At 55.4% G+C, this 24,858-nt stretch carries 22 protein-coding genes and 4 tRNA genes; 7 read left to right on the top strand and 19 right to left on the bottom strand.

The window, feature by feature from the left end:
- Positions 1-22: 22 nt before the first annotated feature.
- Positions 23-823, bottom strand: a complete 801-nt coding sequence (gene yigL / locus AC6I8L_RS01005) for a sugar/pyridoxal phosphate phosphatase YigL (protein ID WP_034827894.1) — start codon at positions 821-823, stop codon at positions 23-25.
- A 32-nt stretch (positions 824-855) separates the two neighbouring features.
- Positions 856-1,848, bottom strand: coding sequence for a lysophospholipase L2 (gene pldB / locus AC6I8L_RS01000; RefSeq protein ID WP_058960358.1), 993 nt, complete (start codon positions 1,846-1,848; stop codon positions 856-858).
- A 104-nt stretch (positions 1,849-1,952) separates the two neighbouring features.
- On the opposite strand from pldB, the gene rhtB reads away from it, so the two are divergent.
- Positions 1,953-2,576, top strand: coding sequence for a homoserine/homoserine lactone efflux protein (rhtB, locus tag AC6I8L_RS00995; RefSeq protein WP_034827889.1), 624 nt, complete (start codon positions 1,953-1,955; stop codon positions 2,574-2,576).
- A 146-nt stretch (positions 2,577-2,722) separates the two neighbouring features.
- Here rhtB and rhtC read toward each other — a convergent pair whose 3' ends face one another.
- The 3 genes from rhtC to pldA are packed head-to-tail and all read right to left on the bottom strand — an operon-like array spanning position 2,723 to position 6,084.
- Positions 2,723-3,346 (bottom strand): threonine export protein RhtC, encoded by a 624-nt coding sequence (gene rhtC, locus AC6I8L_RS00990; RefSeq protein WP_058960359.1) that lies wholly within the window; start codon positions 3,344-3,346, stop codon positions 2,723-2,725.
- Positions 3,347-3,358: 12 nt separating this feature from the next.
- Positions 3,359-5,182 carry an ATP-dependent DNA helicase RecQ gene (recQ, locus tag AC6I8L_RS00985; protein WP_058960360.1) on the bottom strand — a complete coding sequence of 608 codons (1,824 nt, stop codon included), beginning with the start codon at positions 5,180-5,182 and terminating at the stop codon, positions 3,359-3,361.
- A gap of 23 nt (positions 5,183-5,205) precedes the next feature.
- Positions 5,206-6,084, bottom strand: a complete 879-nt coding sequence (pldA, locus tag AC6I8L_RS00980; RefSeq protein WP_034827877.1) for a phospholipase A — start codon at positions 6,082-6,084, stop codon at positions 5,206-5,208.
- A gap of 165 nt (positions 6,085-6,249) precedes the next feature.
- On the opposite strand from pldA, the gene AC6I8L_RS00975 reads away from it, so the two are divergent.
- Entirely contained in the window at positions 6,250-6,720 is a 471-nt protein-coding gene (locus tag AC6I8L_RS00975) for a thioesterase family protein (RefSeq protein ID WP_058960361.1), read from the top strand.
- 21 nt (positions 6,721-6,741) lie between these two features.
- Positions 6,742-7,641, top strand: a complete 900-nt coding sequence (rarD, locus tag AC6I8L_RS00970) for an EamA family transporter RarD (protein ID WP_058960362.1) — start codon at positions 6,742-6,744, stop codon at positions 7,639-7,641.
- Here the strand turns inward: rarD and AC6I8L_RS00965 are convergent.
- The 9 genes from AC6I8L_RS00965 to AC6I8L_RS00925 form a co-directional block, all read right to left on the bottom strand.
- Entirely contained in the window at positions 7,612-8,664 is a 1,053-nt protein-coding gene (locus AC6I8L_RS00965) for an AbrB family transcriptional regulator (protein WP_058960363.1), read from the bottom strand. The genes rarD and AC6I8L_RS00965 overlap by 30 nt on opposite strands.
- Before the next feature lie 94 nt (positions 8,665-8,758).
- On the bottom strand, positions 8,759-9,712 hold the full coding sequence (corA, locus tag AC6I8L_RS00960; RefSeq protein WP_034827871.1) for a magnesium/cobalt transporter CorA: 954 nt from the start codon (positions 9,710-9,712) through the stop codon (positions 8,759-8,761).
- Between the two features lie 320 nt (positions 9,713-10,032).
- On the bottom strand, positions 10,033-12,195 hold the full coding sequence (uvrD, locus tag AC6I8L_RS00955) for a DNA helicase II (protein ID WP_058960397.1): 2,163 nt from the start codon (positions 12,193-12,195) through the stop codon (positions 10,033-10,035).
- Positions 12,196-12,370: 175 nt separating this feature from the next.
- Positions 12,371-13,087 (bottom strand): 5-amino-6-(5-phospho-D-ribitylamino)uracil phosphatase YigB, encoded by a 717-nt coding sequence (gene yigB / locus AC6I8L_RS00950; protein ID WP_058960364.1) that lies wholly within the window; start codon positions 13,085-13,087, stop codon positions 12,371-12,373.
- Complete coding sequence (xerC, locus tag AC6I8L_RS00945) at positions 13,084-13,995, bottom strand: tyrosine recombinase XerC (protein WP_058960365.1); 912 nt, start codon at positions 13,993-13,995, stop codon at positions 13,084-13,086. Before xerC ends, yigB begins: the two co-directional genes overlap by 4 nt.
- Positions 13,992-14,696, bottom strand: a complete 705-nt coding sequence (locus AC6I8L_RS00940) for a DUF484 domain-containing protein (protein ID WP_058960366.1) — start codon at positions 14,694-14,696, stop codon at positions 13,992-13,994. The genes xerC and AC6I8L_RS00940 overlap by 4 nt, the downstream gene beginning before the upstream one ends.
- Positions 14,693-15,517, bottom strand: coding sequence for a diaminopimelate epimerase (gene dapF, locus AC6I8L_RS00935; protein WP_058960398.1), 825 nt, complete (start codon positions 15,515-15,517; stop codon positions 14,693-14,695). The genes AC6I8L_RS00940 and dapF overlap by 4 nt, the downstream gene beginning before the upstream one ends.
- A 29-nt stretch (positions 15,518-15,546) precedes the next feature.
- Positions 15,547-15,750, bottom strand: a complete 204-nt coding sequence (lptM, locus tag AC6I8L_RS00930; protein ID WP_058960367.1) for an LPS translocon maturation chaperone LptM — start codon at positions 15,748-15,750, stop codon at positions 15,547-15,549.
- 135 nt (positions 15,751-15,885) lie between these two features.
- Complete coding sequence (locus tag AC6I8L_RS00925) at positions 15,886-18,447, bottom strand: class I adenylate cyclase (RefSeq protein ID WP_058960368.1); 2,562 nt, start codon at positions 18,445-18,447, stop codon at positions 15,886-15,888.
- 312 nt (positions 18,448-18,759) lie between these two features.
- Between AC6I8L_RS00925 and hemC the strand changes: the two genes are divergently transcribed.
- The 4 genes from hemC to hemY are packed head-to-tail and all read left to right on the top strand — an operon-like array spanning position 18,760 to position 22,791.
- Positions 18,760-19,701, top strand: coding sequence for a hydroxymethylbilane synthase (gene hemC / locus AC6I8L_RS00920; protein ID WP_058960399.1), 942 nt, complete (start codon positions 18,760-18,762; stop codon positions 19,699-19,701).
- Positions 19,698-20,438, top strand: a complete 741-nt coding sequence (hemD, locus tag AC6I8L_RS00915; RefSeq protein ID WP_058960369.1) for a uroporphyrinogen-III synthase — start codon at positions 19,698-19,700, stop codon at positions 20,436-20,438. Before hemC ends, hemD begins: the two co-directional genes overlap by 4 nt.
- Positions 20,439-20,461: 23 nt before the next feature.
- On the top strand, positions 20,462-21,592 hold the full coding sequence (gene hemX / locus AC6I8L_RS00910; RefSeq protein ID WP_034827857.1) for a uroporphyrinogen-III C-methyltransferase: 1,131 nt from the start codon (positions 20,462-20,464) through the stop codon (positions 21,590-21,592).
- Between the two features lie 2 nt (positions 21,593-21,594).
- Positions 21,595-22,791 carry a protoheme IX biogenesis protein HemY gene (gene hemY / locus AC6I8L_RS00905; protein WP_058960370.1) on the top strand — a complete coding sequence of 399 codons (1,197 nt, stop codon included), beginning with the start codon at positions 21,595-21,597 and terminating at the stop codon, positions 22,789-22,791.
- A gap of 690 nt (positions 22,792-23,481) precedes the next feature.
- Here the strand turns inward: hemY and AC6I8L_RS00900 are convergent.
- From AC6I8L_RS00900 to wecG, 5 genes are all read right to left on the bottom strand, one after another.
- Positions 23,482-23,558 (bottom strand) — tRNA-Pro (locus AC6I8L_RS00900).
- Positions 23,559-23,603: 45 nt separating this feature from the next.
- Positions 23,604-23,690 (bottom strand) — tRNA-Leu (locus AC6I8L_RS00895).
- Between the two features lie 15 nt (positions 23,691-23,705).
- A tRNA-His gene (locus tag AC6I8L_RS00890) sits at positions 23,706-23,781 on the bottom strand.
- 91 nt (positions 23,782-23,872) lie between these two features.
- Positions 23,873-23,949 (bottom strand) — tRNA-Arg (locus AC6I8L_RS00885).
- Between the two features lie 158 nt (positions 23,950-24,107).
- Positions 24,108-24,842 carry a lipopolysaccharide N-acetylmannosaminouronosyltransferase gene (gene wecG, locus AC6I8L_RS00880; RefSeq protein ID WP_058960371.1) on the bottom strand — a complete coding sequence of 245 codons (735 nt, stop codon included), beginning with the start codon at positions 24,840-24,842 and terminating at the stop codon, positions 24,108-24,110.
- Positions 24,843-24,858 lie beyond the last annotated feature (16 nt).

Raw genomic sequence — 24,858 nt, 5'->3', positions numbered from 1 at the left:
CCAGTATCACCGGCCCATTTTTTTAAGCAAGGAACAACTTACGTAGCGTATGCGGCACCGCATCTTCAGCGTTGCTGCCAATCACTTCCAGCGTCGGCAAGGTATCTTTCAGGCGCTGCTGCGCATTACGCATGATGCAGCCTTTACCCGCCATACTCAGCATTTCCACGTCATTCATGCCATCACCAAAAGCGATGCACTCTTTCAATGAGAAGCCAAGCTGCTTTGATACCGCCTCCAGCGCGTGACCTTTGGATACGCCACCCGCCATCACTTCCAGACAGGTCGGCAGTGAGAAGCTGACGTTAACGCGATCGCCCCAGCGCGCTTCGATCGCTAGCTCCAGCGGCACCAGACGTTCAGGATCGTCGCAGGTAAAGAACACCTTGCTGATGCCGTCGGTTTCAAGCATGCCCGGCTGATAAACCTGATAGTTAAACACCGACTCACGGAAGTAGTCCTGCTCCTCCGGGCGATGGCGGCTCATATACCACTCATCGTCACGATACACGTGCGTCAGGATATGTTCATCGTGGTACTGCAGACCGTAAAGCTCGCTGGCGATGTCGGCGTCGAGGTTATGGCTAAACACCAGTTCACCGTCTGCGTTGTGTACGCGGGCCCCGTTGGAAGTAATCATGTACGCCGGAATGCCAAGGTTATCGCGCATCTGGCCTACGTCGATATAGTGGCGGCCGGTGGCGAAAACGAAGTGGACATCTTGCGCCACCAGTTCCTGCAGCGTGGTACGGGCAAAAGGTGTCAGGCGGTGTTCCGGTGAGAGCAGCGTGCCATCCAGGTCGGATGCGACGATGTGGTACATGTAAACCTCTGGTATTGATGTCGGAAAATGAGTTAAACGTGGCGCTCGAAAAAATCGACCACCAGGTTGAGCGCTTCAGCGCGCATGGCGTCTGTTTCGAACAAAATCTCGTGACGCGCGCCTTGAATCACATACGGCACGGTGCCTTCGCAGGGATGTCCCGCCTCAGCCATCGCCGTACAAAAAATATCTTGCGAGCGGTTATCCACCACATCGTCTTCACTGGCCTGCAATACCAGGGAAGGCGTGGTGATTTTCGCCGCCTGGCTGATGATACTGCGTCCGGCATGCACGCCTTCGCGCACCCAATGATAGGTTGGGCCACCGACGCGCAGCCCCGGATCGTCCGCGTAAAAACGCAGGTTGCGCCGATAGCGCTCCCGGCTGTGCGTCAGGCGATTAATGCCAAACGGGCTGGCGCGCCAGCGGCCGGTGCCAAGCGCATAGCGTTCGCGAATCGCCGGCAGTTTTTCCGCCCAGTCCAAAATCGGGTGAGCCATCCAGTCAGGCAACGGCAGCACAATGCCAAACATCGGTGCCGAAAATACCGCGGCATGGAACGCCTGCGGCTGACGCGCCAGAAACAGCGCTAAAATCGCGCCGCCCATCGAATGCGCCAGCACGTAGCGTTGCTGATAATGGTTGCTGACCATCTCTTTCAGATACAGCGTTTCTAAGTCGTCGACATAGTGGCTGAACTCCACCACATGGCCGCGATGCGAATCCGCCAGCAAGCGATCGGAGCGGCCCTGCCCGCGATGGTCAATAATCACCACGTCATAGCCGCAGTGGAACAGATCGTAAGCCAGTTCCGGGTATTTGATATAGCTTTCGATGCGGCCAGGAACAATCAGGATGACACGGCGATGTTGCGGTGAGGTGAAACGAACATAGCGAATCTTCAGGTTACCGACGCCGGTGAATTCGCACTCTTCACGACGACGCCAGAAGTCGAGCAGCGGACCGGTAGCAAAGGCGGAAAAGCCTTTCTCTCGCCCGAGCCAACGCTGTTTGTGATGCTGCATCCGTCCCCCTGAAAAAAAGCCTCATCGCGCGTCTGTACGCCATAGCGCACCGCGATATTCTGGCGTATTGTGTCACACTTCGTTCACTTCAGGGAATGTCACACATGACCATTGAATGGTGGTTAACCTACCTGTTGACCACAACTATCCTCAGCCTTTCACCCGGTTCCGGTGCCATCAACACCATGAGCACCGGCATTAGCCATGGCTATCGCGGCGCGGCGGCTTCCATCACTGGCTTACAGCTTGGGCTGGCGATTCACATTGTGCTGGTGGGTGCCGGTTTGGGTGCGCTATTTTCACAATCGATCATGGCGTTTGAAGTGCTGAAGTGGGCAGGCGCCGCCTATTTGGTGTGGCTGGGCATTCAGCAGTGGCGTTCCGCAGGCGGTATTGATCTGGATGCCGTGGCAAAAGCGATGCCGCGTCGTCGCCTGTTCAAACGCGCCATTCTGGTGAATCTCACCAATCCGAAAAGCATCGTGTTTCTCGCCGCGCTTTTCCCGCAGTTTATTCAGCCACACCAGCCGCAGTTGATGCAGTATCTGGTGCTCGGTGTCACCACCATCGTGGTCGATATTATCGTGATGATTGGTTACGCCACGCTGGCAACCCGTATTGCGGGCTGGATTAAAGGGCCAAAACAGATGAAGCTGATGAACCGCACCTTCGGTGGCTTGTTTATGGCCGTCGGAGCCTTGCTGGCAAGTGCGCGCAGAATCGCGTAAGAGGCTTTAAAAAACCGCGGCACCGAGGTGATAACCGTCAGTGCCGCAGCTATTTCAAGGTAGTCAGTGCGCAAGTTCTAATGCACAGATGCTGAACGTAAAGCACGCGAGCGCTGCCCGGTGGCGAAATGGCAAGTCAACCCGATTTAACGCGAGATAATCAGGTGAATGCCGAATCCGGCAAACAGCACACCCGCCATCCCATCGACCCACTTCGCCATACGCTGATACTTATCACGCATCCACGGTAGTGCAAAAATCGCCGCGACCAGCGTGAACCAGGCAAAGGTCTCACCGATAATCAGCAGGAATAACCCCCAACGCTCCATCGCGCCCACATCATTACCCACAAACAGCGAGAACACGCTGCCGAAATAGATAATCGCTTTCGGGTTCGACAGATTAGTCAGAAAACCTTTCAGGAAACTCATGCCTTTTTTTGGCAGCTCCACCACCGGCGCATCAACCTGCGGGGCTTTATGCTGCTGACGTGCCGAGCGCAGGAGTTGCCAACCCATCCACAGCAGGTACAAACCACCGCCCACCATGATGATTTCATGCAGCCAGGCCATTTTTTGCAGGATCAGATGCAGCCCCATCAGCGCCACACTGGCCCAGATCACGATTCCCAGCGTGATGCCCAACACGCCCATCATCGCCTCTTTACGTGAACGGCTGGCCGCCGTTTGCGACACAAAGAAGAAGTCCGGGCCGGGACTCATCAGCGCAACCAAATGCACCAGCGCGACGGTGGCGAATAACATCAACATGGTTTCTTTCCTTTACTCTTCATCGACATGTTCTTTGATCATCACCAGGAACGGTTTACCAAAACGTTCCAGCTTGCGATGACCGACACCGTTCACGCTCAACATTTCTGACGCGGTAATCGGCATTTGCTCCGCCATCTCAATCAATGTGGCATCGTTAAACACCACGTAAGGCGGAATGTTGGATTCGTCGGCAATCGCCTTACGCAATTTACGCAGTTTGCCAAATAGCGTGCGATCGTAATTGCCGCTGTGCACTTTCGGCGAGCTGCTGCGGCTCTTCACCGTGACGATACGCGGCACCGCCAGCATCAATGGCACTTCGGCACGCAATACCGGACGCGCCGCTTCCGTTAGCTGTAAAGCGGAGTGCATGGCGATATTTTGCGTCACCATACCAAGATGGATCAGCTGACGCAGCACGCTGACCCAATGCTCCTGGCTCTGCTCACGACCAATGCCGTACACCGGCAATTTGTCGTGCCCGTTATCGCGAACGCGATGGTTAGTGGAACCGCGCAGCACGTCGACAATATAGCCCATACCAAAGCGCTGGCCGGTACGATAGATGCTGGAAAGCGCCTTCTGCGCCTCCACCAAACCATCATAGCGACGCGGAGGATCAAGGCAGATATCGCAGTTGCCGCACTGCTGCTGACGCCCTTCACCAAAGTAGTTGAGCAGCACTAAACGACGGCAGGTTTGCGCTTCGGCAAACGCGCCCATCGCATTGAGCTTGTGACGCTCAATATCCTGTAACGGGCCGGGCGCCTTCTCCTCCAGACATTTACGGAGCCACGCCATATCCGCCGGATCGTAAAGCATCATCGCTTCTGCGGGCAGGCCATCACGCCCGGCGCGGCCGGTTTCCTGATAGTAGGATTCGATATTGCGCGGAATATCGAAGTGCACCACGAAACGCACGTTAGGCTTGTTGATGCCCATACCAAATGCCACAGTGGCGACCACAATTTGCAAATCATCACGCTGGAAGGCTTCCTGCACGTGCGCACGCTGAGCGCTGTCGATACCGGCGTGATACGCGCCGACACTCAGCCCACGGCTTTGCAGACGCGCAGCCGTGTCTTCCACCTTGGCACGGCTGTTACAGTAAATGATGCCGCTCTTACCGCGCTGCTCTTGCACATAGCGCAACAGCTGATCGGTGGGTTTGAATTTCTCCACCAGCGTGTAGCGAATATTTGGGCGGTCAAAGCTGCTGATTTGAATCAGCGGATCGTCCATCTGCAACAGATGGGCGATGTCGTTACGCGTGGTTTCATCGGCGGTTGCCGTCAGCGCCATCACCGGCAGATCCGGGAAACGCTGACGCAGTTGACCAATCGAGCCATATTCCGGGCGGAAATCATGGCCCCATTGCGAGATACAGTGCGCCTCATCCACCGCCAACATCACCGGATTCCACTGGTGCAGGCTGTCGAGGAAGTTATCCATCATCAGACGTTCAGGCGCGATATACAGCAGTTTCAGCTTGCCGGTACGGCAATCCGCAAAGACCTGTTGCTGCTGCTCACGCGTTTGCGTCGAGTTAAGACACGCCGCTGCCACGCCGTTGGCCAGCAATTGATCGACCTGATCTTTCATCAGTGAGATCAGCGGTGAAACCACCAGCGTCAACCCTTCGCGCACCAGCGCCGGGATTTGATAGCACAGCGATTTCCCGCCGCCGGTCGGCATCACCACCAGACAATCACGCCCGGCAAGAGCGGTTTCGATGATGGTTTGCTGACCGGGACGAAATTGCTGGTAGCCGAAGGTATCTTGTAATACCTGCTGCGCCAGCATTTCCTGATTAAGCACTGCCGATGTTGCCACGGTAATCCTGTTTTTCTGACTGGTTAGAACAGATCGTTAAGTGTTACGCCCACGCCAAAACGGGTCTGGCGGTGGTTATAGTCGATAAGCGATTCACCATACCCGCTGAACAGCTGGGTGTAAAAGCGCACATGTTCAGAGATAGGATAGCTCCAGGCAAAAGTCGCGCCGCCATAGCCGCTGTTCCAGTTGTAATTACCTTCCACGCTGAAAATACTTTCACCCATTTCATAACCGAGCTTGGCGCGATAGTAGCCCATGTACTTGGTGATGTCGGGGTTATCATCATTATTTTCATTTTCTGGAATTCGATACCAGGGTTTGATTTCCGCGAGGAAGTTACCGTTCTGTGCCATCAGACGCGCATAGACGCGGTTCCAGCTGCGTGAAGTCGGATCGCTGCGGCCGTTCGACTCGTGGTTCAGACCGGTTTCAATATCACGCAGTGTCCAGCCCGCAAAGGTATAATCCGTTGCCCAGCCGAGGAAAATCTGCGGTTCATAGTTGGTTTCACGGAACGGCGATGAGGCTCCACGGTTAGAGAGCTGCCACCACGAACGTTGGGTATAGGATGCGGCCAATACCGAATTATCACCCAGAATGCCACGCCACAGCGGGAACGCCAGGCTGAGCTGGAATTTTACTTCATCGTTTTTTGCTTTGTCTGCCCAGTTGTACGAAGAGATCGCCTCTTTGTTCATGTCGCTGGTGTAGGTGTAGAGCAAATAGTTGTTTTCGTAAGGATAAAGCACGAACGGGTTATCGTGTTTCTCCAACAGGTTCGCAATAATACTGCCCTTCACTGCCGGGGCGTCATGCACCTCTTTTATGGTGGCTTCATCAGCCTGTGCCAGCGCAGGTATCATCAAAGCTGCGGTCAGCAACGCGTATAGCTTACGCATAACATTCTCCAGGGAACTGCGTGTTGTCATTATTAGGCCCATGTTCAAAAAGCACGCCATTCTACACGCAAAGAGACAGGTTGATCAGTGCCGATTTCTGAAACTGGAAAGCCGCGCGAACGCGGCATAATATACACAACTCTTTAACATCTTAAGGCAGAAAACATGTCATCCCCGTTGCTGTCACAGCAGGAAGCTCGCCGACTGATTGGCGAAATCTTTGTTTATCACATGCCCTTCAACCAGGCGCTGGGTTTAGAGCTGGATCGACTCGAAGCGGATTACGCCGAGTTGGGCTTTGCCAACAAAACCATGCTGGTTGGCAATGCTGCCCAAAATATTTTGCACGGTGGCGTGATTGCATCAGTGCTGGATGTCGCTGCCGGGCTGGTGTGCGTCAGTCATGCACTGTCGCGTCAGGAGAGCATCAGCGAAGAGGAACTGCGTCAGCGTCTGTCGCGCATGGGCACTATCGATATGCGCGTTGATTATTTACGTCCCGGACGCGGCGATCGCTTTGTCGCCACCAGCAGCCTGCTACGCGCCGGCAATAAAGTGGCGGTAGCGCGAGTGGAACTGCACAACCAGCAGGGCGATTATATCGCCACAGCAACCGCCACCTATTTGATTGGCTAGTTACCTTTTTTGGAAAGCATGATGGATACGCAACAAACGCGTCAGGGCATTGGCTATGCGCTCGGCGCTTATTTTATCTGGGGCATTGCGCCAGCCTACTTCAAGCTGGTGAAAGAAGTCCCGCCAACAGAAATCATGACGCATCGCGTGATTTGGTCGGCACTGTTTATGCTGGTACTGATTACCCTGAGCCGGAGCTGGCAGCAGGTGCGCACGGTGCTCGCTCAGCCAAAGAAAGTGCTGTTGCTGGCCGTCACTGCCGTCACCATTGGCGGCAACTGGCTGCTGTTTATCTGGGCAGTGAATAATCAGCACATGCTGGAAGCCAGCCTCGGCTACTTTATCAACCCGCTGATCAACGTAGTGTTTGGCATGCTGTTCCTGCGCGAGCGCTTCCGCCGCTTGCAGTGGCTGGCGGTGTTGCTGGCAACGATTGGCGTACTGGTGCAGCTGTGGCAATTTGGCTCGCTGCCGATTATTGGCCTGGGGCTGGCGCTGAGTTTTGCCGTCTACGGTCTGCTGAGGAAAAAAATCCAGGTGGATGCGCAAAGCGGCATGCTGATCGAGACCGCATGGTTATTCCCGCTGGCGGCAATCTATTTGTTTGGCTTTGCTGACAGCGCCACCAGCCACCTCAGCGTCAATCCAATGAGCCTCAATTTCAAGCTGATCGCGGCGGGCATCGTCACCACGATTCCGCTGATGCTGTTTGCCGCCGCCTGTGCGCGTCTGCGTTTGTCGACCGTGGGCTTTTTCCAATACATCGGTCCCACGTTGATGTTCCTTTTGGCCGTGCTGTTCTACGGCGAGAGCCTGACGCCGGACAAGATGGTCACCTTCGGCTTTATCTGGCTGGCACTCGCCGTATTTATCGTTGATGCAATCGCGTTCTCAGCTCGCACCCGCGTGCGCGTAGCGTGAGATAAAGCGCGCGATAGCCGGGCCGGTCAGCAGGATGGTGAACAGGCGTAAGGTCTGCAACGCCATCACAAACGCGATATCGACCCGGCTGCCCGCCGCAATAATCGCCACGGTATCCAGCCCGCCCGGGCTGGTTGCCAGATACGCCGTCATCAGATCGACGTGCAGCACCTGCGTCAGCATCCACGCCAATCCACCACACAGCAGCATCAAGCCGAAAATCGACACCAGCATTTGCGGAAGGGTGCGCAGCGCCAGCAGGAAGATCGGGCGCGTAAAGCGCAAACCCACGCTCCAGCCAATCAACGCATAGGCCAGCGCCAGCAACCACTCCGGCACCTGCAAAGTGGCGACATCGGTGCCGTGGAGCGTCGCACCAATCAGCGCGGGCAGCAGCAGCGCACCCGAAGGGATACGCAGTTTTTGTCCCAGCCAGGCGCCCGCGAACATCACCACCAATGTCAGGATGAAGCTGCTTTGTAAGGCAGGGAACCATACCAGCTCCACTGCACCACCGTTGGTGCCCAGCCCAATGCGCGCCACCACTGCCGCTGCAGTCGCCACAAACAGCACGCGAAGATACTGCATAAACGCCACTAAGCGCACGTCCGCACCGAAATCACCGGCCATCGCCACCATCGCAGAAGCGCCGCCGGGAGACGATCCCCACGCACCGGTAGGCCCTGGAAGGTTGCTAAAGCGTACCAGTAGAAAACCTGACAAACCGCTGGCCGCCAGCGTAAGCACCAACACCGCCAGCACCACCGGCCAATCCGCTAACAGCGGTGAGAGAATAGCCGGTGAGAGTGTTTGCCCGATCATGCAACCCAACACCGCTTGTGCGAGCACAAACAAACGTTTGTCGATGCGTACGGTGGCGCCAGAAAGGCCCATGACGGTTCCGACGATCATCGGACCTAAAAGCAGTGCAGCAGGAAGGTGAAACAGCTGGAGAATGATCCCCAGTACTAACGAAGCAATCAGCAGAATGGTCCACTGCTGTCGCAAAGAAAAACGCGCCATAGGGTGGAAATCAGAAAGTGAGAAGTGACAACAGCCTACGCAGAATTGTGATGCAGCGCCAGTTTAAAGGGCCGCAAATGCGGCCCCGAAAGCGTTACAACCAGTTTTTCCGTTTGAAATAGAGGTACGGCGCCAGACCGGCAAGGATCATCAGCGTAATCGCGCCAGGATAACCAAAACTCCATTTCAGCTCAGGCATAAACTCGAAGTTCATCCCGTAGCTGGATGCCACTAGCGTGGGTGGCAGGAACACCACCGACACCACTGAGAAGATCTTAATGATGCGGTTCTGCTCGATGTTGATAAAGCCCATCGCCGCCTGCATCAGGAAGTTGACCTTCTGGAACAGCGATTCGTTATGCGGCAGCAGGGATTCGATATCGCGCAGGATCTCACGCGCCTGCTCCAGCTGATTGCCTGGCAGACGGGCTTTACGCACCAGGAAGTTAAGCGCGCGTTGGGTATCCATCAGACACAAACGCACTTTCCAGCCGATATCCTCCAGCTCCGCCAGACGCGACAGCGCCTGATCGTACTCTTCGCCCTGTTGCCCTTCCATGATCACGCGGCTGAGTTTTTCCAGCGCGCTGTAGATGTTCTCGATCTCATCCGCCAGCTGTTCGATTTTCGTCTCAAACAGATCCAGCAACAGCTCGTAGGCGTTGCCATCGGTCAGCGTCTGGTTGCGCGCACGCATACGATACAGACGAAAAGCCGGCAGCTCGCGCTCGCGTAATGTATAGAGGCGATCTTCACGGATGGTGAATGCCACGGTGGAGTTGCCAGCGTGGTCTTCCGCATCTTCAAAGAAGAAGAAGGAGTGAATGTGCAGACCATCTTCATCTTCGAAGAAACGTGCGGAGGCCTCGATGTCTTCCAGCTCCGGACGCGTCGCCAGGCTTTGACCCAGCTCGGATTGCACACGATCACGCTCAGTGTCGTCGGGCTCGATGAGATCGACCCACACCGAGGTGTTGAGTGTGTCGTTGTTATCTTCCAGTTCGATGCGCGTCAGGCGATCGCGTTCGAGTTTAAAAGCGCTCAGCATAGCAATACTCCCCATTGCAGACTTAATGGGACAAGGCGGCACACCGTGATGCCGAAGGCAAAACGGGCACGGCAAAGCCTGAACGCGGAAACTTTCGCTTCAAGGGTAAATCAGTGCTGACTCGTGCGACGAGAGTGTAAAGGGAGGTCGCTGATAACCGCTAAGGCTACCCGCGTATAGAGGTAGCCTTAGATGTTATTCCTGTTAAACAGGCGGTTGAGCCAGCATCGACTGGGCGCGTCCAAGGCATTGTCCTCTCATGATAATAGTGCGCGCATGTTACGCTGAGACGAAAAAGTCGTCAAGGTAACGCAACGGCGCTACACCGTTTCCAGACGCGCGTACGCCGCCACCAGCCACTTGATGCCCTGGCCCTGAAATGCCACCTGCAAGCGGCTGTGTTCACCGCTGCCTTCGAGGTTGATGATGGTGCCTTCACCGAATTTGGCATGGCGTACACGCTGGCCCAGCGCGAAACCACTGTCGTTTTCCGTGATTGGCGTGCCCATGCGTTGATGGCTCACCGGACGGCTCACACTGGCGCGCAGACGCACTTCCTCGACGCACTCTTCCGGCAATTCGCCGATGAAGCGCGATGGACGGTGATACACTTCTTTACCATAAAGGCGGCGAGTTTCGGCGTAGGTCAGCGTGAGCTTCTCCATCGCGCGCGTGACGCCAACGTAGGCAAGACGACGCTCCTCTTCCAGACGTCCGCCTTCATCCAGCGACATCTGGCTTGGGAACATGCCCTCTTCCATACCCACGATAAATACCTGAGTGAACTCAAGACCTTTCGCCGAGTGCATGGTCATCAGCTGTACCGCATCCTGCCATTTGTCGGCCTGACCTTCACCGGCCTCCAGCGCCGCATGCGACAGAAACGCCTGTAGCGGCATCAGATCTTCGTCCTCGTCCTGATAGCTGAACTGACGCGTTGCCGTCACCAGCTCCTCTAAGTTTTCGATACGTGCCTGGCCTTTTTCGCCCTTTTCCTGCTCGTACATGATCCACAGGCCGGAATCCTTGATCACGCGATCGGTCTGCACGTGCAGTGGCATATCGGCGGTTTCCGTGGCCAGCGAATCCACCAGCTCGCAGAAGCGCTGCAGCGCGGAAGCCGCACGTCCCGCCAGGGCTTTGTTTTGCAGCAGTTCACGCGTCGCTTGCCACAGCGTTAATTGCTGTTCGCGCGCGGTCTGGCGCACCACATCCAATGTGCGATCGCCCACGCCGCGCACTGGCGTGTTCACCACGCGCTCAAACGCGGCATCGTCATTGCGGTTCGCCATCAGACGCAGATACGCCAGCGCATCTTTGATCTCCTGGCGTTCGAAGAAGCGCATGCCGCCGTAAATGCGGTACGGCATGCTGCCTTGCAACAGCGCTTCTTCCAGCACGCGCGACTGGGCGTTGCTGCGGTAAAGAATAGCGCAATCCTGCAGCGCGTTGCCATTCTCATGCCAGGTTTTGATGCGGTTGACCACAAAGCGCGCTTCATCTAACTCATTGAACGCGCAGTAGAGAGAAATTTTTTCGCCGTCGCTGCCATCAGTCCACAGCTCTTTCCCGAGGCGGCCATTATTATTGGCGATCAGCGTGTTGGCCGCTTTCAGGATGTTATTGGTCGAGCGGTAGTTCTGCTCCAGACGGATGGTTTCTGCGCCAGGGAAATCCTGCAGGAAGCGCTGGATGTTCTCGACCTGCGCGCCACGCCAGCCGTAAATCGACTGATCGTCATCCCCGACGATAATCACACGACCGGTATCGCCCGCCAGCATACGGATCCACGCGTACTGGATGTTGTTGGTATCCTGGAATTCGTCCACCAGCACGTTGCTAAAACGCTCGCGGTAATGATTCAGGATATGCGGCTTGTTCAGCCACAGCTCATGCGCACGCAGCAGCAGTTCGGCAAAATCCACTAAGCCCGCGCGATCGCAAGCCTCCTGATAAGCCTGATAGATGCGCAGCCAGGTTTGTTCAATCGGATTACCGTAGCTTTCGATGTGTTTTGGACGTAGCCCTTCATCTTTTTTGCCGTTGATGTACCACATGCCCTGGCGTGCAGGCCACTGTTTCTCATCAAGGTTCATGGCTTTGATCAGACGCTTGAGCAGGCGCAGCTGATCGTCGCTATCGAGAATCTGGAAATCCTGCGGCAGATTGGCATCAAGATGATGGGCACGCAGTAAACGGTGCGCCAGGCCGTGGAAGGTGCCAATCCACATACCGCCCTGACTGGTGCCGATCAGTTGATCAATACGATGGCGCATCTCTGCCGCCGCTTTGTTGGTAAAGGTCACCGCCATGATCGAGTAAGGCGAGCAATTCTCTACCGACAGCAGCCAGGCAATGCGATGCACCAGCACGCGCGTTTTGCCACTGCCTGCCCCGGCCAGCACCAGCAGATTGCTGCGCGGCGCGGCGACCGCCTCGCGCTGTTTGTCATTCAAGCCGTTAAGCAGATCAGAAACGTCCATAAGCACCGTTTTGCCAAAATAATAAAAGGAGGATTGAGAAATGCGGTTTCTCAGCATTCAGTCAACGCACCATTTGTAGCGGCGCTATTCATCGCAAAATGAAGGGTGCCGCTACGATTTGTGCGTTAGGAAATGCCTGCCATCATCCAGCCATTAGCTGGATGAACATACAGCATTATAGCAGCGAGGTCAGCGATGCCAACTGATGAATTTCGACGTGCGGCAGCAAACGCGCATCATCAATCTTCATCAGATTGCCATCGCGCAGGTTGATCCAGCAGGCTTGCATGCCCGCGTTTATTGAACCGACCACATCGGTGGTGAGATCGTCGCCCACATGAAGAATATGCTCAGGTGCGATGTTCAAACGCTCAGCCGCCAGCTGATACATATCCTGCCACGGCTTAGCACGGCCGTGCGGGCCGGCGCGCAGGGCGAACTGGAAGTAGTGGTTGATCCCCAGCTTTTCCGGACAGGCATTGCCGTTGGTGATCGCCACCAGCGGGACGCGCTCGCCCAGCCACGTCAGCGTTTGGTGCGTCTCATCTGGCATCTCGACTTCGCTGCGCCACTGATGGAACACGCCCATCACTTCGCTGGCACCGGCGCGGGCTTCAGCAGCGGATAAGCCGATATTGATCATTGCCAGCTCAACCGAGCGGCGGCGCCACTCAGATACGTCGTGGTAAATTTCCGGCTCACGCGCCAGCAGTTCGTCACGCAGCGCCTGATAATCAGCGGGGGTGAATTCACGCAGTGCCGGATGGAAGGCCTGCAACGCGGCGTGGGATTCGGCGGTGGTTTTACGGATCACCGGATGGTTGTCATACAGCGTATCGTCGAGATCGAATGTGATCGCTTTGATCGGGCCCAGCGGGCGGTAGAACTTCATTCAGACTTTCCTCGTTTAGCACGTGGATGCGCCGCGTCGTACACGGTCGCCAGATGCTGGAAATCGAGATGGGTATAGATTTGCGTGGTCGACAGATTAGCGTGCCCGAGCAGTTCCTGCACGGCGCGCAGATCGCCACTCGATTCGAGCAAATGGGTCGCAAAAGAGTGACGCAGTTTATGCGGATGAATATGGTTGGCCACGCCCTGCTTGATGCCCCACTCGGCAAAACGCTTTTGCACGTTACGCGCCGAAATACGCGTGCCGCGACTGGAAACAAACATCGCATCATCCTGCGGCGCGAAGCTTGCACGCAGTGGCAGCCAGTGTTGCAGCCAGGTCACCGCCGTGCCACCAATCGGCACACGTCGCTCTTTACTGCCTTTCCCCAACACCCACACTTCACCGGCATCGAGATCGACATGACGACAATCCATGCCCACCAGCTCCGACAGACGTAAACCACCGCCGTACATGGTTTCCAGCATCGCTCGGTCGCGCACCGCCAGCGGATCGTTGAGGTCGATCTCCAGCAGCTGGTTAACCTCGTCGACATCCATATTTTTTGGCAGATGACGAGCATTGCGCGGCGTGGAAATGCCTTTGGCCGGATTGGCGCTTAGCATCCCCTGACTGACCTGCCAGTCGAGAAAACTGCGTAGCGCCGACATGCGCAGCGCCAGGCTGCTGGGCCCGAGTCCGGCACGACGGCTGCGAGCCGCCAGCTGACGAACCTGTGCGGGCTCCAGTTGTGCCCATGAGGCGATCTTCATCTCATCGGCCATCGCGGTCATCGTCTGCAACTGGCGGGTGTAATTCTTTTGCGTCAACGGGCTGAGCTGGCGTTCGACTTTCAGATAACGCAGAAAGCCCTCAACGGCAGGCTGCAACGGGCTGACGTCACTCATGCGCGTTCAATCCAGCGAGACAGCAGATCCGGCAGCATTTGCGCCAGATGCTGTAACAGCAAAGTGCCCATGCCCGCTTGATAGTGCTGTTTGTCACGGCTGCTGAAAATCAGCACGCCAAGCTCGCCGCGTTCGCCCATCAGCGACATCGCCACCGAACCGATGGCTTTCGCCTGTGGCAACAGCAGCAGCAATTCGGGGCCGTTCAGGCTGCCAAGGTAATGATGTTCATCACCAAAGCGTTGAATGCGCAGCGGCTCAAACGCCTGACGAGAAAGACCCAACTGGGTGAAATCAGAAGGTGCGCCGATGTGCCAATGGTCGTTGAACACCCGCACATTGGCGCCGGCCAGACCCAACTCACGCGCCCAACGGTGCAGACGCGTTAACATTTCCTGCAGGCTGTCCGCCGCGGCAAGATGGCCTTGTAACCCCAGCAGACGATCGAACAGTTGATGGTTGGCCGTAGCCTGCTCCATCAACAGCGTGATTTCCTCTTCCAGCTGCTGGATGTGGTTGCGCTGACGCGCCATATGCCACTCCACCAGCGATACGCTGCCGCGCACCGGATGAGGCACCATCATCTGTTCGACCTGGCGCGCATTGCGAATAAAGAAATCGGGGTTCTGGCGCAGGAAGGCGCTTACCGACCGATCGTCCAGCAAAACCGCGCTGTCGGTTTGCTCTTCGACATTTTTCATAGATGAATAAACCCATCGTAGACGTGTGTGGCTGGCCCGGTCATAAACAGCGGCTGACCCACTCCTTTCCAGGCGATATGCAGCGTTCCGCCAGGCAAATCAACGCGAACTTTTTCCGCCAGAATGCCTTGCTGAATGCCGCAGGCAACGGCTGCGCAAGCGCCGCTGCCACAGGCCTGGGTTTCACCCGCGCCGCGTTCATACACGCGCAGACGAATGTGTTCAGGATTAACCACTTCCATAAAGCCCACGTTGACGCGCTCCGGGAAGCGTTCGTGGCTTTCCAGCAGCGGACCGAGGGTTTCCACGGCGGCCGTTTTCACACTCTCAACCTGAATCACACAGTGCGGGTTGCCCATCGACACGGCGCCAAACATCACGGTCTGCTCCGCAACACGTTGCAGATACAGGCTTTCCGCTTTATTGGCGCGCAGCGGCACCTGTTGCGGATCGAAGTTGGGTTCACCCATGTTGACACGTACCAGCTCATCGCTGGTCACGCTCAGCACCATGCGACCGGTTTGCGTACTCACGCGAATGTCGCTTTTGTTGGTCAGCCCTTTCAGGCGCACAAAGCGAGCGAAACAGCGCGCGCCGTTGCCGCACTGGGCCACTTCACTGCCATCGGCGTTGAAAATTCGGTAATGAAAATCGAGGTCCGGATCGTAAGGCGGTTCGACGATCAACAGCTGATCGAAACCGATCCCCAGATGCCGATCCGCCAGACGGCGAATCAGTTCCGGCGAAAAAAAGACGTTTTGCGTCACAGCATCCACAACCATGAAATCGTTGCCGAGACCGTGCATTTTAGAGAACTGCATTTTCTGCTCCGCCGGATTACTCATAGAGATTAGTTCGCCTGTGAACCCGATTTGCTGGTGACCAAACCGTTAACGTCAGCATTCTGCGCCGCTTTTTGCTGCTGCTCGGTGACCTGCTGATTTTGTTTAGTCGGCTGATCTTTGGGCGGGAAATACAGCGGTCCTTTCAGGCCACAGCCTGCGAGGCTGACCAGTGCCAGCGCGATACCCAGCTGACTTATCATGTGTCTCATTCTGTCTGCTCTTCCTGTCCTTAAGCCTTGGCTGCTTATCATCGCAGTTGACGTTGTAAAAGCAACAGGAAATACCCGCAAATCCGGGCGCATGTCAGAGGAAAAGCCAATCCCACCGCGCGAACGCGGGCGGGATCAGTGCATTTGGTATCGCGGCTGGAAATCGCCGTTGTCGTTATCGGGTTGCGTCGCGCAGAGCTGCGTCAGCGTCTGGCTGCGGAAAGGAATCACCTGGAAGCGATCGCCCGCGTGCACAATCTGGTAGAACTGCGGCAGGTTGAAGTTAATAAAGCTGGAGCCGTAGGTGAAACGGTCATGCGACGAGGAGTAAAAACGGCTCACGTCACGTACCAGCTCTTCTTTGCTGCCTTCGCAATGGTGATAAACCTCAACGCGATTGGTTTCGTCGAGGATATAAATGTTGAAGCCGCGATCGTCATTGGTGTCTTCGAAGAAGAACTGAATGATACCTTCGCTGGCATAGCCATTCACCACCGGCGGCAATGGCGTCTGATTCGATTCCACTTTGATCGACAAACCGTGCAGCTTGTTGTTGGAAATCGCGCCGTAGAACTCCACCGCATTTTCCAGTTTCTGCACCGAGACGCTCATGCGCTCGAAGAACAAGCCCCACGTCTGGCCCGCCATGCGCAGCGCTTTAAAGCGGCCAGGCTCCTGACGGGTACTCGACAGGCGCAGCTCAATACACTCAGACACCAGCTGCTGTACGCGGGTACGAATCAAACCGCGCAGGTGCTGGCTGTAGCAGAACACTTCCACCGTATCCGGCGGTGCGGCATCCTGATGCATTTTGCCGAGAATGGTTTTCAGCGCTTCGATCATCGCCTGCTCACCGCTGAAGTGCAGCGTACGCACTTCATTCCATGAGTTGCGGTACAGCAGATCAATGCTGCCAATCAGGCACTGTTGCTGCTGACCGAAGCTGAACACATCCAGCTTGCGGAAATCAAAGTGCACCACCTGATTGCGGAAGGCGGAGGTCGGATCGTGTTCGAGGTTAACGATAATCGCCAGATGACGGATTTCGCACGGACTGTATAACGCTTTTGGCGTCGGTGCAGGCACACGCAGCGGGAAGTGGCTCGACACATCGTTCACCAATTCCTGCAAACGTGGCAGATCGCAGAATTCGTTGCCCTTCATGTGCAGACGCGTTTTGCTGGTCAGTAAACCGTTGAACCACGCCCACGCCACTAACTTGTTCAGGTAGCGGTTAAATTCCAGCGGCTGATGGCTGATGATCGAACTCATGTCCGGCGACTGGTTGTAAAGATACCAACCCGCACGATTAGCGCGGCCTTCCGGCACATGAATGAAGGTCAGATTATCTTCCGACAGATCTGGCGAAATCTGTGGGTTCACCAGCGTCACTTTACCCGGCAGCGCTTCAAACGCGGCATACAGTTTACGCGTCAGCACGCCGATGTCCTGCGGGCTGGCACTGACGCTTAAATTGTTACGACGGGCAAAACGGATCAGGTTGCGATAGCTCTGCATCATCGCATCCAGCAGCTCGTTGTGTGCTTCACGCACACGTTCGATTTTCCACTGGGCGCGGTTATCCAGCACTGCAAGTTTCTCTTCATCCCAGCCCCACTCTTTCACCAGCTGCGAAAGAATCTCGCGACGCCAGCCTGAGCGGTGATGATGGTGATCGTCGCTCGAGAGCTTCTCGCACACTTTCAAATAGAAACATCGACGCACCAGATCGAGGCGCGCCATGTCATCGACGCTGGTCAGATAGCGCGTCACGCGCTCCAGCATCATGCAATAGGGGTCGAGGCCGAAGCAGACGATTTCGCCATCGTGCAGGCGCTGTTTGATATCCATCGCCAGCAGTTGCGTGTTCGGGTATTCCCAGCTGTACGCTTCTAACAGCAGGGTTTTCAGCACCGCTTTGTAGGGTGAATCGATGCTTTTATACAGCTGCCACAAGCTGGCGCCGAAGTACTCTTCGGCTGACAGCGTGCCGAGGCCGCCGAGATCCAGCCATTCATTCGGCGTCAACACGCCTTGTGAATAGAGTGACATCACGTAATCGTCGTAATGCTGCTCTTCTTCGCCAGGCACCATGTTCCATAGGATGCGTTTGCCCGCCATGCGCACAGCGGTACGGTAAAACTCATCCAGCAGCAAAATATGTTGGGTCGAACCGCAGTCTTCGCCACCGAGGCTGCCGCTCTCATTGTGACGGAAGCGGTTCTCGTCGATCAGGAAGAAACTGACTTCCACACCCATCGACACACACCATTTCTGTAACAGCGTACACTTGCGCTGCAGATTGAGGCGTTCTTCATTATCTAACCAGGATTGGTGACACACCCAGATGTCGAGATCGGACACGCTGTTCTGACCGACGGACGAGGTACTGCCCATCGAATAGATGCCGGTAATCGGACGCTCGCCTTTGACGGCAGTGCTGAGATCCAGAGACTGATCGCCTGCCAACTGTTGCAACAGATGCTGTTGGTTTTCATCAGGCGTGAAGAAGCTGACGCCGTGGGGAACGCTACCGTCAAGGTAGCCCGGCATCAGCGGGTGATGATAGTGCAGTAATGTTGGCAGCAGACTGTAGACTTGCTGGAAGGCAGGTCCCATAGCAGCCAGTGCGCGATCAACGCGCAGCTGGTTAATTGCATCCAGTCTCTGTTTCAGTGTCTCAATGTAGAGGTACAAGACGTTTCGCCTGATTGTCCCAGTGTTAAGCACCCTGTTTCCAAAACCTGCCGCTTAATAATAAAGATGTTGGGCAAATTATTGCTGGAAACGTGATCAATCTAACACCTGGAGGATTGACCGTAAAGAAAGTTGCGCTACATGACAGTTTAGCACGTTCCCCATGTAGCCCTGCTTTTTCGGACTTAGACGTCAGAAAATGACGCAATAATGCGTAACAACTGACATCGAGGCCTTTTCAATCCGTTGAAACTGACAGCATTCCCCTATCAATGATAGGATAATCGATGAACGATCAAAATGGTTAACAGCATGTTAAACAAAATTTTCAGAATTGCTACCAGACAAAGCCCCCTTGCTTTATGGCAGGCACAATATGTCCAACAGCGCCTGATGGCAGCACATCCGGGTGTGCAGGTTGAGCTGGTGCCAATGGTCACCAAAGGCGACATCATTCTCGATACGCCGCTGGCTAAAGTCGGTGGAAAAGGCCTGTTTGTCAAAGAACTTGAACTGGCAATGCTGGAAAACCGAGCCGATCTTGCGGTGCACTCCATGAAGGATGTGCCGGTAGATTTCCCGGAAGGCCTGGGCCTCGTCACCATTTGCGAGCGTGAAGACCCGCGTGATGCCTTCGTTTCCAACCTGTATAACAGTATTGATGAACTGCCACAGGGCGCGATTGTGGGGACGTCCAGTCTGCGTCGTCAGTGTCAGCTCAGCGCGCGTCGTCCCGATCTGATCATCCGTTCGTTACGCGGGAACGTGGGCACCCGTTTAGGTAAGCTTGATGCCGGAGAATATGACGCCATTATTCTGGCCGCGGCAGGCCTGAAGCGCTTGAACCTCGACGACCGCATTCGTCAGGCGATGCCCGCTGAAATCTCGCTGCCCGCCGTGGGTCAGGGCGCCGTCGGCATCGAATGTCGCCTTGATGATCACGAACTGATTACCTTATTGCAGGCGCTGAATCACGCCGACACCGATGTTTGTGTGCGCGCTGAACGCGCGATGAACACACGCCTCGAGGGCGGTTGTCAGGTACCGATCGGCAGCTTTGCCGTGCTGGAAGATAATCAGTTATGGTTACGTGGCTTAGTCGGCTCACCGGATGGCCAGCAAATGGTGGTAGGTGAACGCCGTGGTCCGCGCGAAAACGCGGTGCAAATGGGGATTTCCCTTGCAGAAGAGCTGCTGGATGGCGGCGCCCGCGACATTCTGCGCGACGTTTATCAGGGGCAAACGCCTGCATGACCGTTCTCGTGACCCGCCCGGAACCCGCTGCCAGTGAACTGGTTTCGCGTCTGCGAACCCAGGGAAAACTGGCGTGGACTCTACCGCTGATTGAATTCACGCCGGGTCGCGATCTGCAACAATTGCCGCAAAAACTGGCGGCTTTACGGCCGGGCGATCTGGTGTTTCTGCTGTCACAGCAGGTGGTGCTGTTTGCCCATCCAGCGCTACAGCAGAGTGCCCTCACCTGGCCCGAAACACTCGACTACTATGCGATAGGGCGCAGCACCGCGCTGGCACTGCATACCGTCAGTCATCTGAAAGTAGACTATCCTCATGCGCGGGAGACCAGCGAAGAGTTAGTGCGCCTCAACCGTCTGCAGCAGGTAAAAGGCAAGCGTGCGCTGATTTTGCGCGGCAGCCCAGGCCGTGAGTTACTGGCTGAAACCCTGCTGGAACGCGGCGCCGAGGTGGAATACTGCGAGTGCTATCAACGGTGTGAAAAGTATTATGAGGGCGCGATTGAGGGTCGTCGCTGGCGCGATCGCGGAATTACCACGCTGGTGGTCACCAGCGGTGAGATGTTACAACAACTGTTTGCACTGTTTCCGCCAATCGATCGTCGGGAATGGTTATTGCACTGTCGACTGGTGGTCGTCAGTGAACGTTTGGCTACTCAGGCCGCCGAATTAGGCTGGCAGGATATTGAGGTAGCCGATGGTGCTGATAACGATGCGCTGCTGCGCGCGTTACGCTGAACTTAACAATGGGATGAGCCATAATGACGGAACAAAAAGCCTCCTCCGCCATGGTTGAAGAAACCACCCCTGCGGACACTTCCCCCACGCCAGACGGTAAAAAGCCTCGCGATAAAAAAAGCGATGGCAAAGTACTGAGTGCGGTGGCGATTGTGATTGCGCTGGCGATTGGCGCGGGACTTTACCTCAATGGGAAACATCAGGCCGATTTACAGGCTCAGACAAACCAGAACCTGAGTGAACAGCTGAGCGCCCTGCAGCAGCAACTGGGCAGCGACAAACAGCAGCTGACGCAACAACTGGACACCGCGAACACAGCGTTGCAGGAAGCGCGGACGCAGCAGGACAACAGTGCCAAAGAGCTGGAAACCCTGCGCGATAAAGTCGCGACGATTTCCGGCAATGACACCCGCACCTGGCTGCTGGCACAGGCGGATTACCTCGTGAAACTGGCCGGCCGCAAGCTGTGGAGCGATCAGGATGTCACTACCGCCGCCGCGCTGTTGAAAAGTGCCGATACCAGCCTGGCCGATATGAATGACCCGAGCGTAATGAATGTGCGCCGTGCGCTGACGCAAGACATCAGTTCTCTCTCAACGGTGAGCCAGGTCGATTACGATGGCATCATCCTCAAACTCAATCAGCTGTCGAACGGCGTCGATAATCTGCGTCTGGCTGACAATGACAGTGATGATTCACCGATGGATGCCGATGGCGGAGAGCTTTCCAGCTCGCTGCACGAATGGCGTCAAAACCTGGTGAAGAGCTGGCATAACTTTATGGATGATTTCATTACCATCCGCCGCCGTGATAATACCGCACAGCCGCTGCTGGCACCGAATCAGGACGTTTACCTGCGTGAAAACATTCGTTCACGTCTGCTGATTGCCGCCCAGGCTGTGCCACGTCATCAGGATGAAATCTACAAACAGTCGATTGATGCGGTCTCGACCTGGGTGCGCGCCTGGTACGACACCAATGACGCTGCCACCAAAGCTTTCCTCGCACAGCTGGATGAACTGAGTCAGCAAAACATCTCAATGGATGTGCCGGATACGCTGGAAAGTCAGGCGCTGCTGGAAAAATTGATGCAGACGCGCGTGCGCAACCTGCTGGCACAGCCATCGGTTCCGGCTGATCAACAGGGAGGCTAAGCATGCTGAAAGTATTGGTGCTTTTCCTGCTGCTGATCGCAGGCGTGGTATTGGGGCCGATGATTGCCGGCCACCAGGGCTACGTGCTGATTCAGACTGATAACTGGAACGTGGAAACCAGCGTTACGGGACTGGCAATCATCCTGATTCTCAGTCTGCTGGTGATTCTGTTCATTGAATGGATTTTACGCCGCGTATTCCGCACCGGTGCACGCACGCGTGGTTGGTTCACTGGACGTAAACGCCGCAGCGCACAGCGTCACACGCAGAGCGCTCTGATGAAGCTGGCGGAAGGTGATTACAAGCAGGTTGAAAAACTGCTGTCGAAGAATGCCGATCACGCCGATCAGCCGGTGGCTAACTATCTGTTAGCAGCCGAAGCGGCACAGCAGCGTGGTGACGAAGTGCGTGCCAATCAACATCTGGAACGTGCGTCTGAGCTGTCTGAGAATGACACCATTCCGGTTGAGATCACTCGCGTGCGCCTGCAGCTGGCACGTAATGAAGATCATGCAGCACGCCACGGCATTGACCGTTTGCTGGAAGTCGCGCCGCGTCATCCTGAAGTGCTGCGTCTGGCTGAACAAGCTTATATTCGCACCGGCGCATGGGGCGCATTGCTGGATATTCTGCCCTCTATGCAGAAATCTCAGGTCAACGACGAAGCCCATCGTGAGGCGCTACAACAGCAGGCCTGGCTGGGCATGATGAATCAGGCCATGGCCGATCAAGGCAGCGAAGGCCTGAAGAAGTGGTGGCAAAACCAGAGCCGTAAAACGCGTCAGGAAACGGCGCTGCAGGTGGCGATGGCGGAACATCTGATTGAGTGTGATGACCCTGATACTGCACAAAGCATCGTGCTGGAAGGATTGAAGCGCCAGTATGACGATCGCCTGGTGCTGTTAATGCCACGCATTAAAAGTGGCGATCCGCAATCGCTGGAGAAAGCGCTGCGCCAGCAAATCAAACAACATGGCGCAACGCCGCTGCTGCACAGCACCTTGGGCCAGATGCTGATGCGCCACGGTGAGTGGCAACAGGCCGCTGAAGCTTTCCAGCAGGCACTGGCACAACGCCCTGATGCTTTTGATTATGCCTGGTTGGCCGATGTCTATGATCGCCTGCATCGCCCCGAGGACGCTGCTCAAATGCGCCGTGAAGGTCTGCTTCTCACCTTGAAGACGAATCCAAACGCTTGATTTAACGATTGTTACTTTTGTGCACGCCGGGCTTGTCCCGGCTTTTTTTTTGCCTGAAGAGTAGCGGCGTGAGGGTAAATCGCAGATAAAAAAACACCTGCCATAAGCAGGTGTAAGATCAGGTCGTTCAGACAACTGATGGTATCCGACTCAACGTAATGTCCTTCTTACTGCAGTAAAGCGTGCGCAATAACTGCCAGGCTGGACAACGGATACCGTAAGGGGCTCTGCATCATTCCCAGGTTTATGTAGCATCAGCAAACATAAGAGGTGGAATGAGCATCTACAGGATTATTATTGCATAAGTCGTGCCAGAATTGCAGATTCAGAGATAAGTTATTTTAAATCAGCAAGATAACCATACAGCCTCACTTCAGGCTGAAAAATGCGTCGTTATTTCGCAACACTCCCCTCAATAACTGTCTCCTCTCAACGACAACCAATGCAAGGAACTGTCAGTCCATTTAAAATCAATGGGTTATGAGTCTCATTATGACGACAACAGTCGGTGGCGTGATTTAAGAAGCCGCATGGTGTTGAGAAGCCGGGATGCTGAGTTGCTGAGTTGCTGAGTTGCTGAGTTGCTGAGTTGCTGAGTTGCTGAGTTGCTGAGTTGCTGAAGAGGATAAGATCAGTTTAGGGAAAGATAAAACGAAAAAAGCCTGCTTTTTCAAGCAGGCTTTTCGAATATGGTCGGCGAGAGAGGATTCGAACCTCCGACCCACTGGTCCCAAACCAGTTGCGCTACCAAGCTGCGCTACTCGCCGATTTTTTCTGTATCTTATTTCTTCACGCTACCGCGTAATTTTGCCTGGTGCGAAGGGAGGGACTTGAACCCTCACGTCCGTAAGAACACTAACACCTGAAGCTAGCGCGTCTACCAATTCCGCCACCATCGCGTGCCCAGCAAAATTTGGGGTGGCTAATGGGACTCGAACCCACGACAACTGGAATCACAATCCAGGGCTCTACCAACTGAGCTATAGCCACCATAATTCTGGTGCGTAAGCATCTCTGCTTACTATTTTCACTGCATAACGCGGTTAAAACCAACCACCGAAGCTCTTGCGCACAAACTAAATGGCGCGCCCGACAGGATTCGAACCTGAGACCTCTGCCTCCGGAGGGCAGCGCTCTATCCAGCTGAGCTACGGGCGCGTAGCGCCGTTGCGGATGGGCATACTACGGGCTTGACCTCATACTGTCCAGCGCTTTTTTATAAAAAAAACGCGTTTGATTACGCTTTGTGCATTCCGTCGATTATTAATGCAGTTTTGCTGCCTGCACTGATGATATTGCTGAATAAATCGGCGATATCAGAGATCGCCACGCCAATGATAGCGCAAATATTTCAGCAGTTTTAACTGGCGGCGCCAACGCGAAGGCTGCCGAATCAAACGATAGAGCCATTCCAGACCTAATTTCTGCCAGATTCGCGGTGCACGCGCAACGTGGCCGGTGAAAACATCGTAGGTACCGCCTACGCCCATATAGAGCGCATGCGGCCAGTGCGCGCGGCAATCACGCATCAGCAACTCCTGACGCGGCGAGCCCTGCGCCACCGTGACAATCTGTGCACCGCTGGCCGCAATGCGCGCAAACAACGCCTCACGCTCTGCCGGGGCAAAATAGCCATCCTGACTGCCGACGATGTTCACATTCCACTGACGACGCAGTTTGTCACAGGTTTCATCCAGCACCGCCTGACGACCACCAATCAGAAACACCGGAATGCCGCTGCGGCCTGCGCGCTCCATCAGGGCTTCCCACAGATCGGCGCCAGCGATGCGACTAACCTGCAACTGAGGATATTTTTTGCGTAAGGAGCGCACAATGCTAATGCCATCCGGATATTTAAATTCCGCTTCAGCAATCAGTGCACGCAGTTGCGCATCTTCTTCCAGCGTCAGCATCTTTTCTGCATTCATCGCCACCAGCGTACCACAGCGCGGTTTGCCATCCGGCAGCAAGAAGTGCAGGAAGCTGTCCATGTCGTTAAAGGCGTGAAGATCGACACCGCGCAGGTTATAGCGCGGCTTATCGGTTTTCATGAATAATGTTCCCAAA

This window comes from Type-E symbiont of Plautia stali (assembly GCF_059731115.1).
The sequence above is the reverse complement of the archived record's forward strand: the minus strand, read 5'-3'. Positions and strand labels throughout refer to the sequence as shown.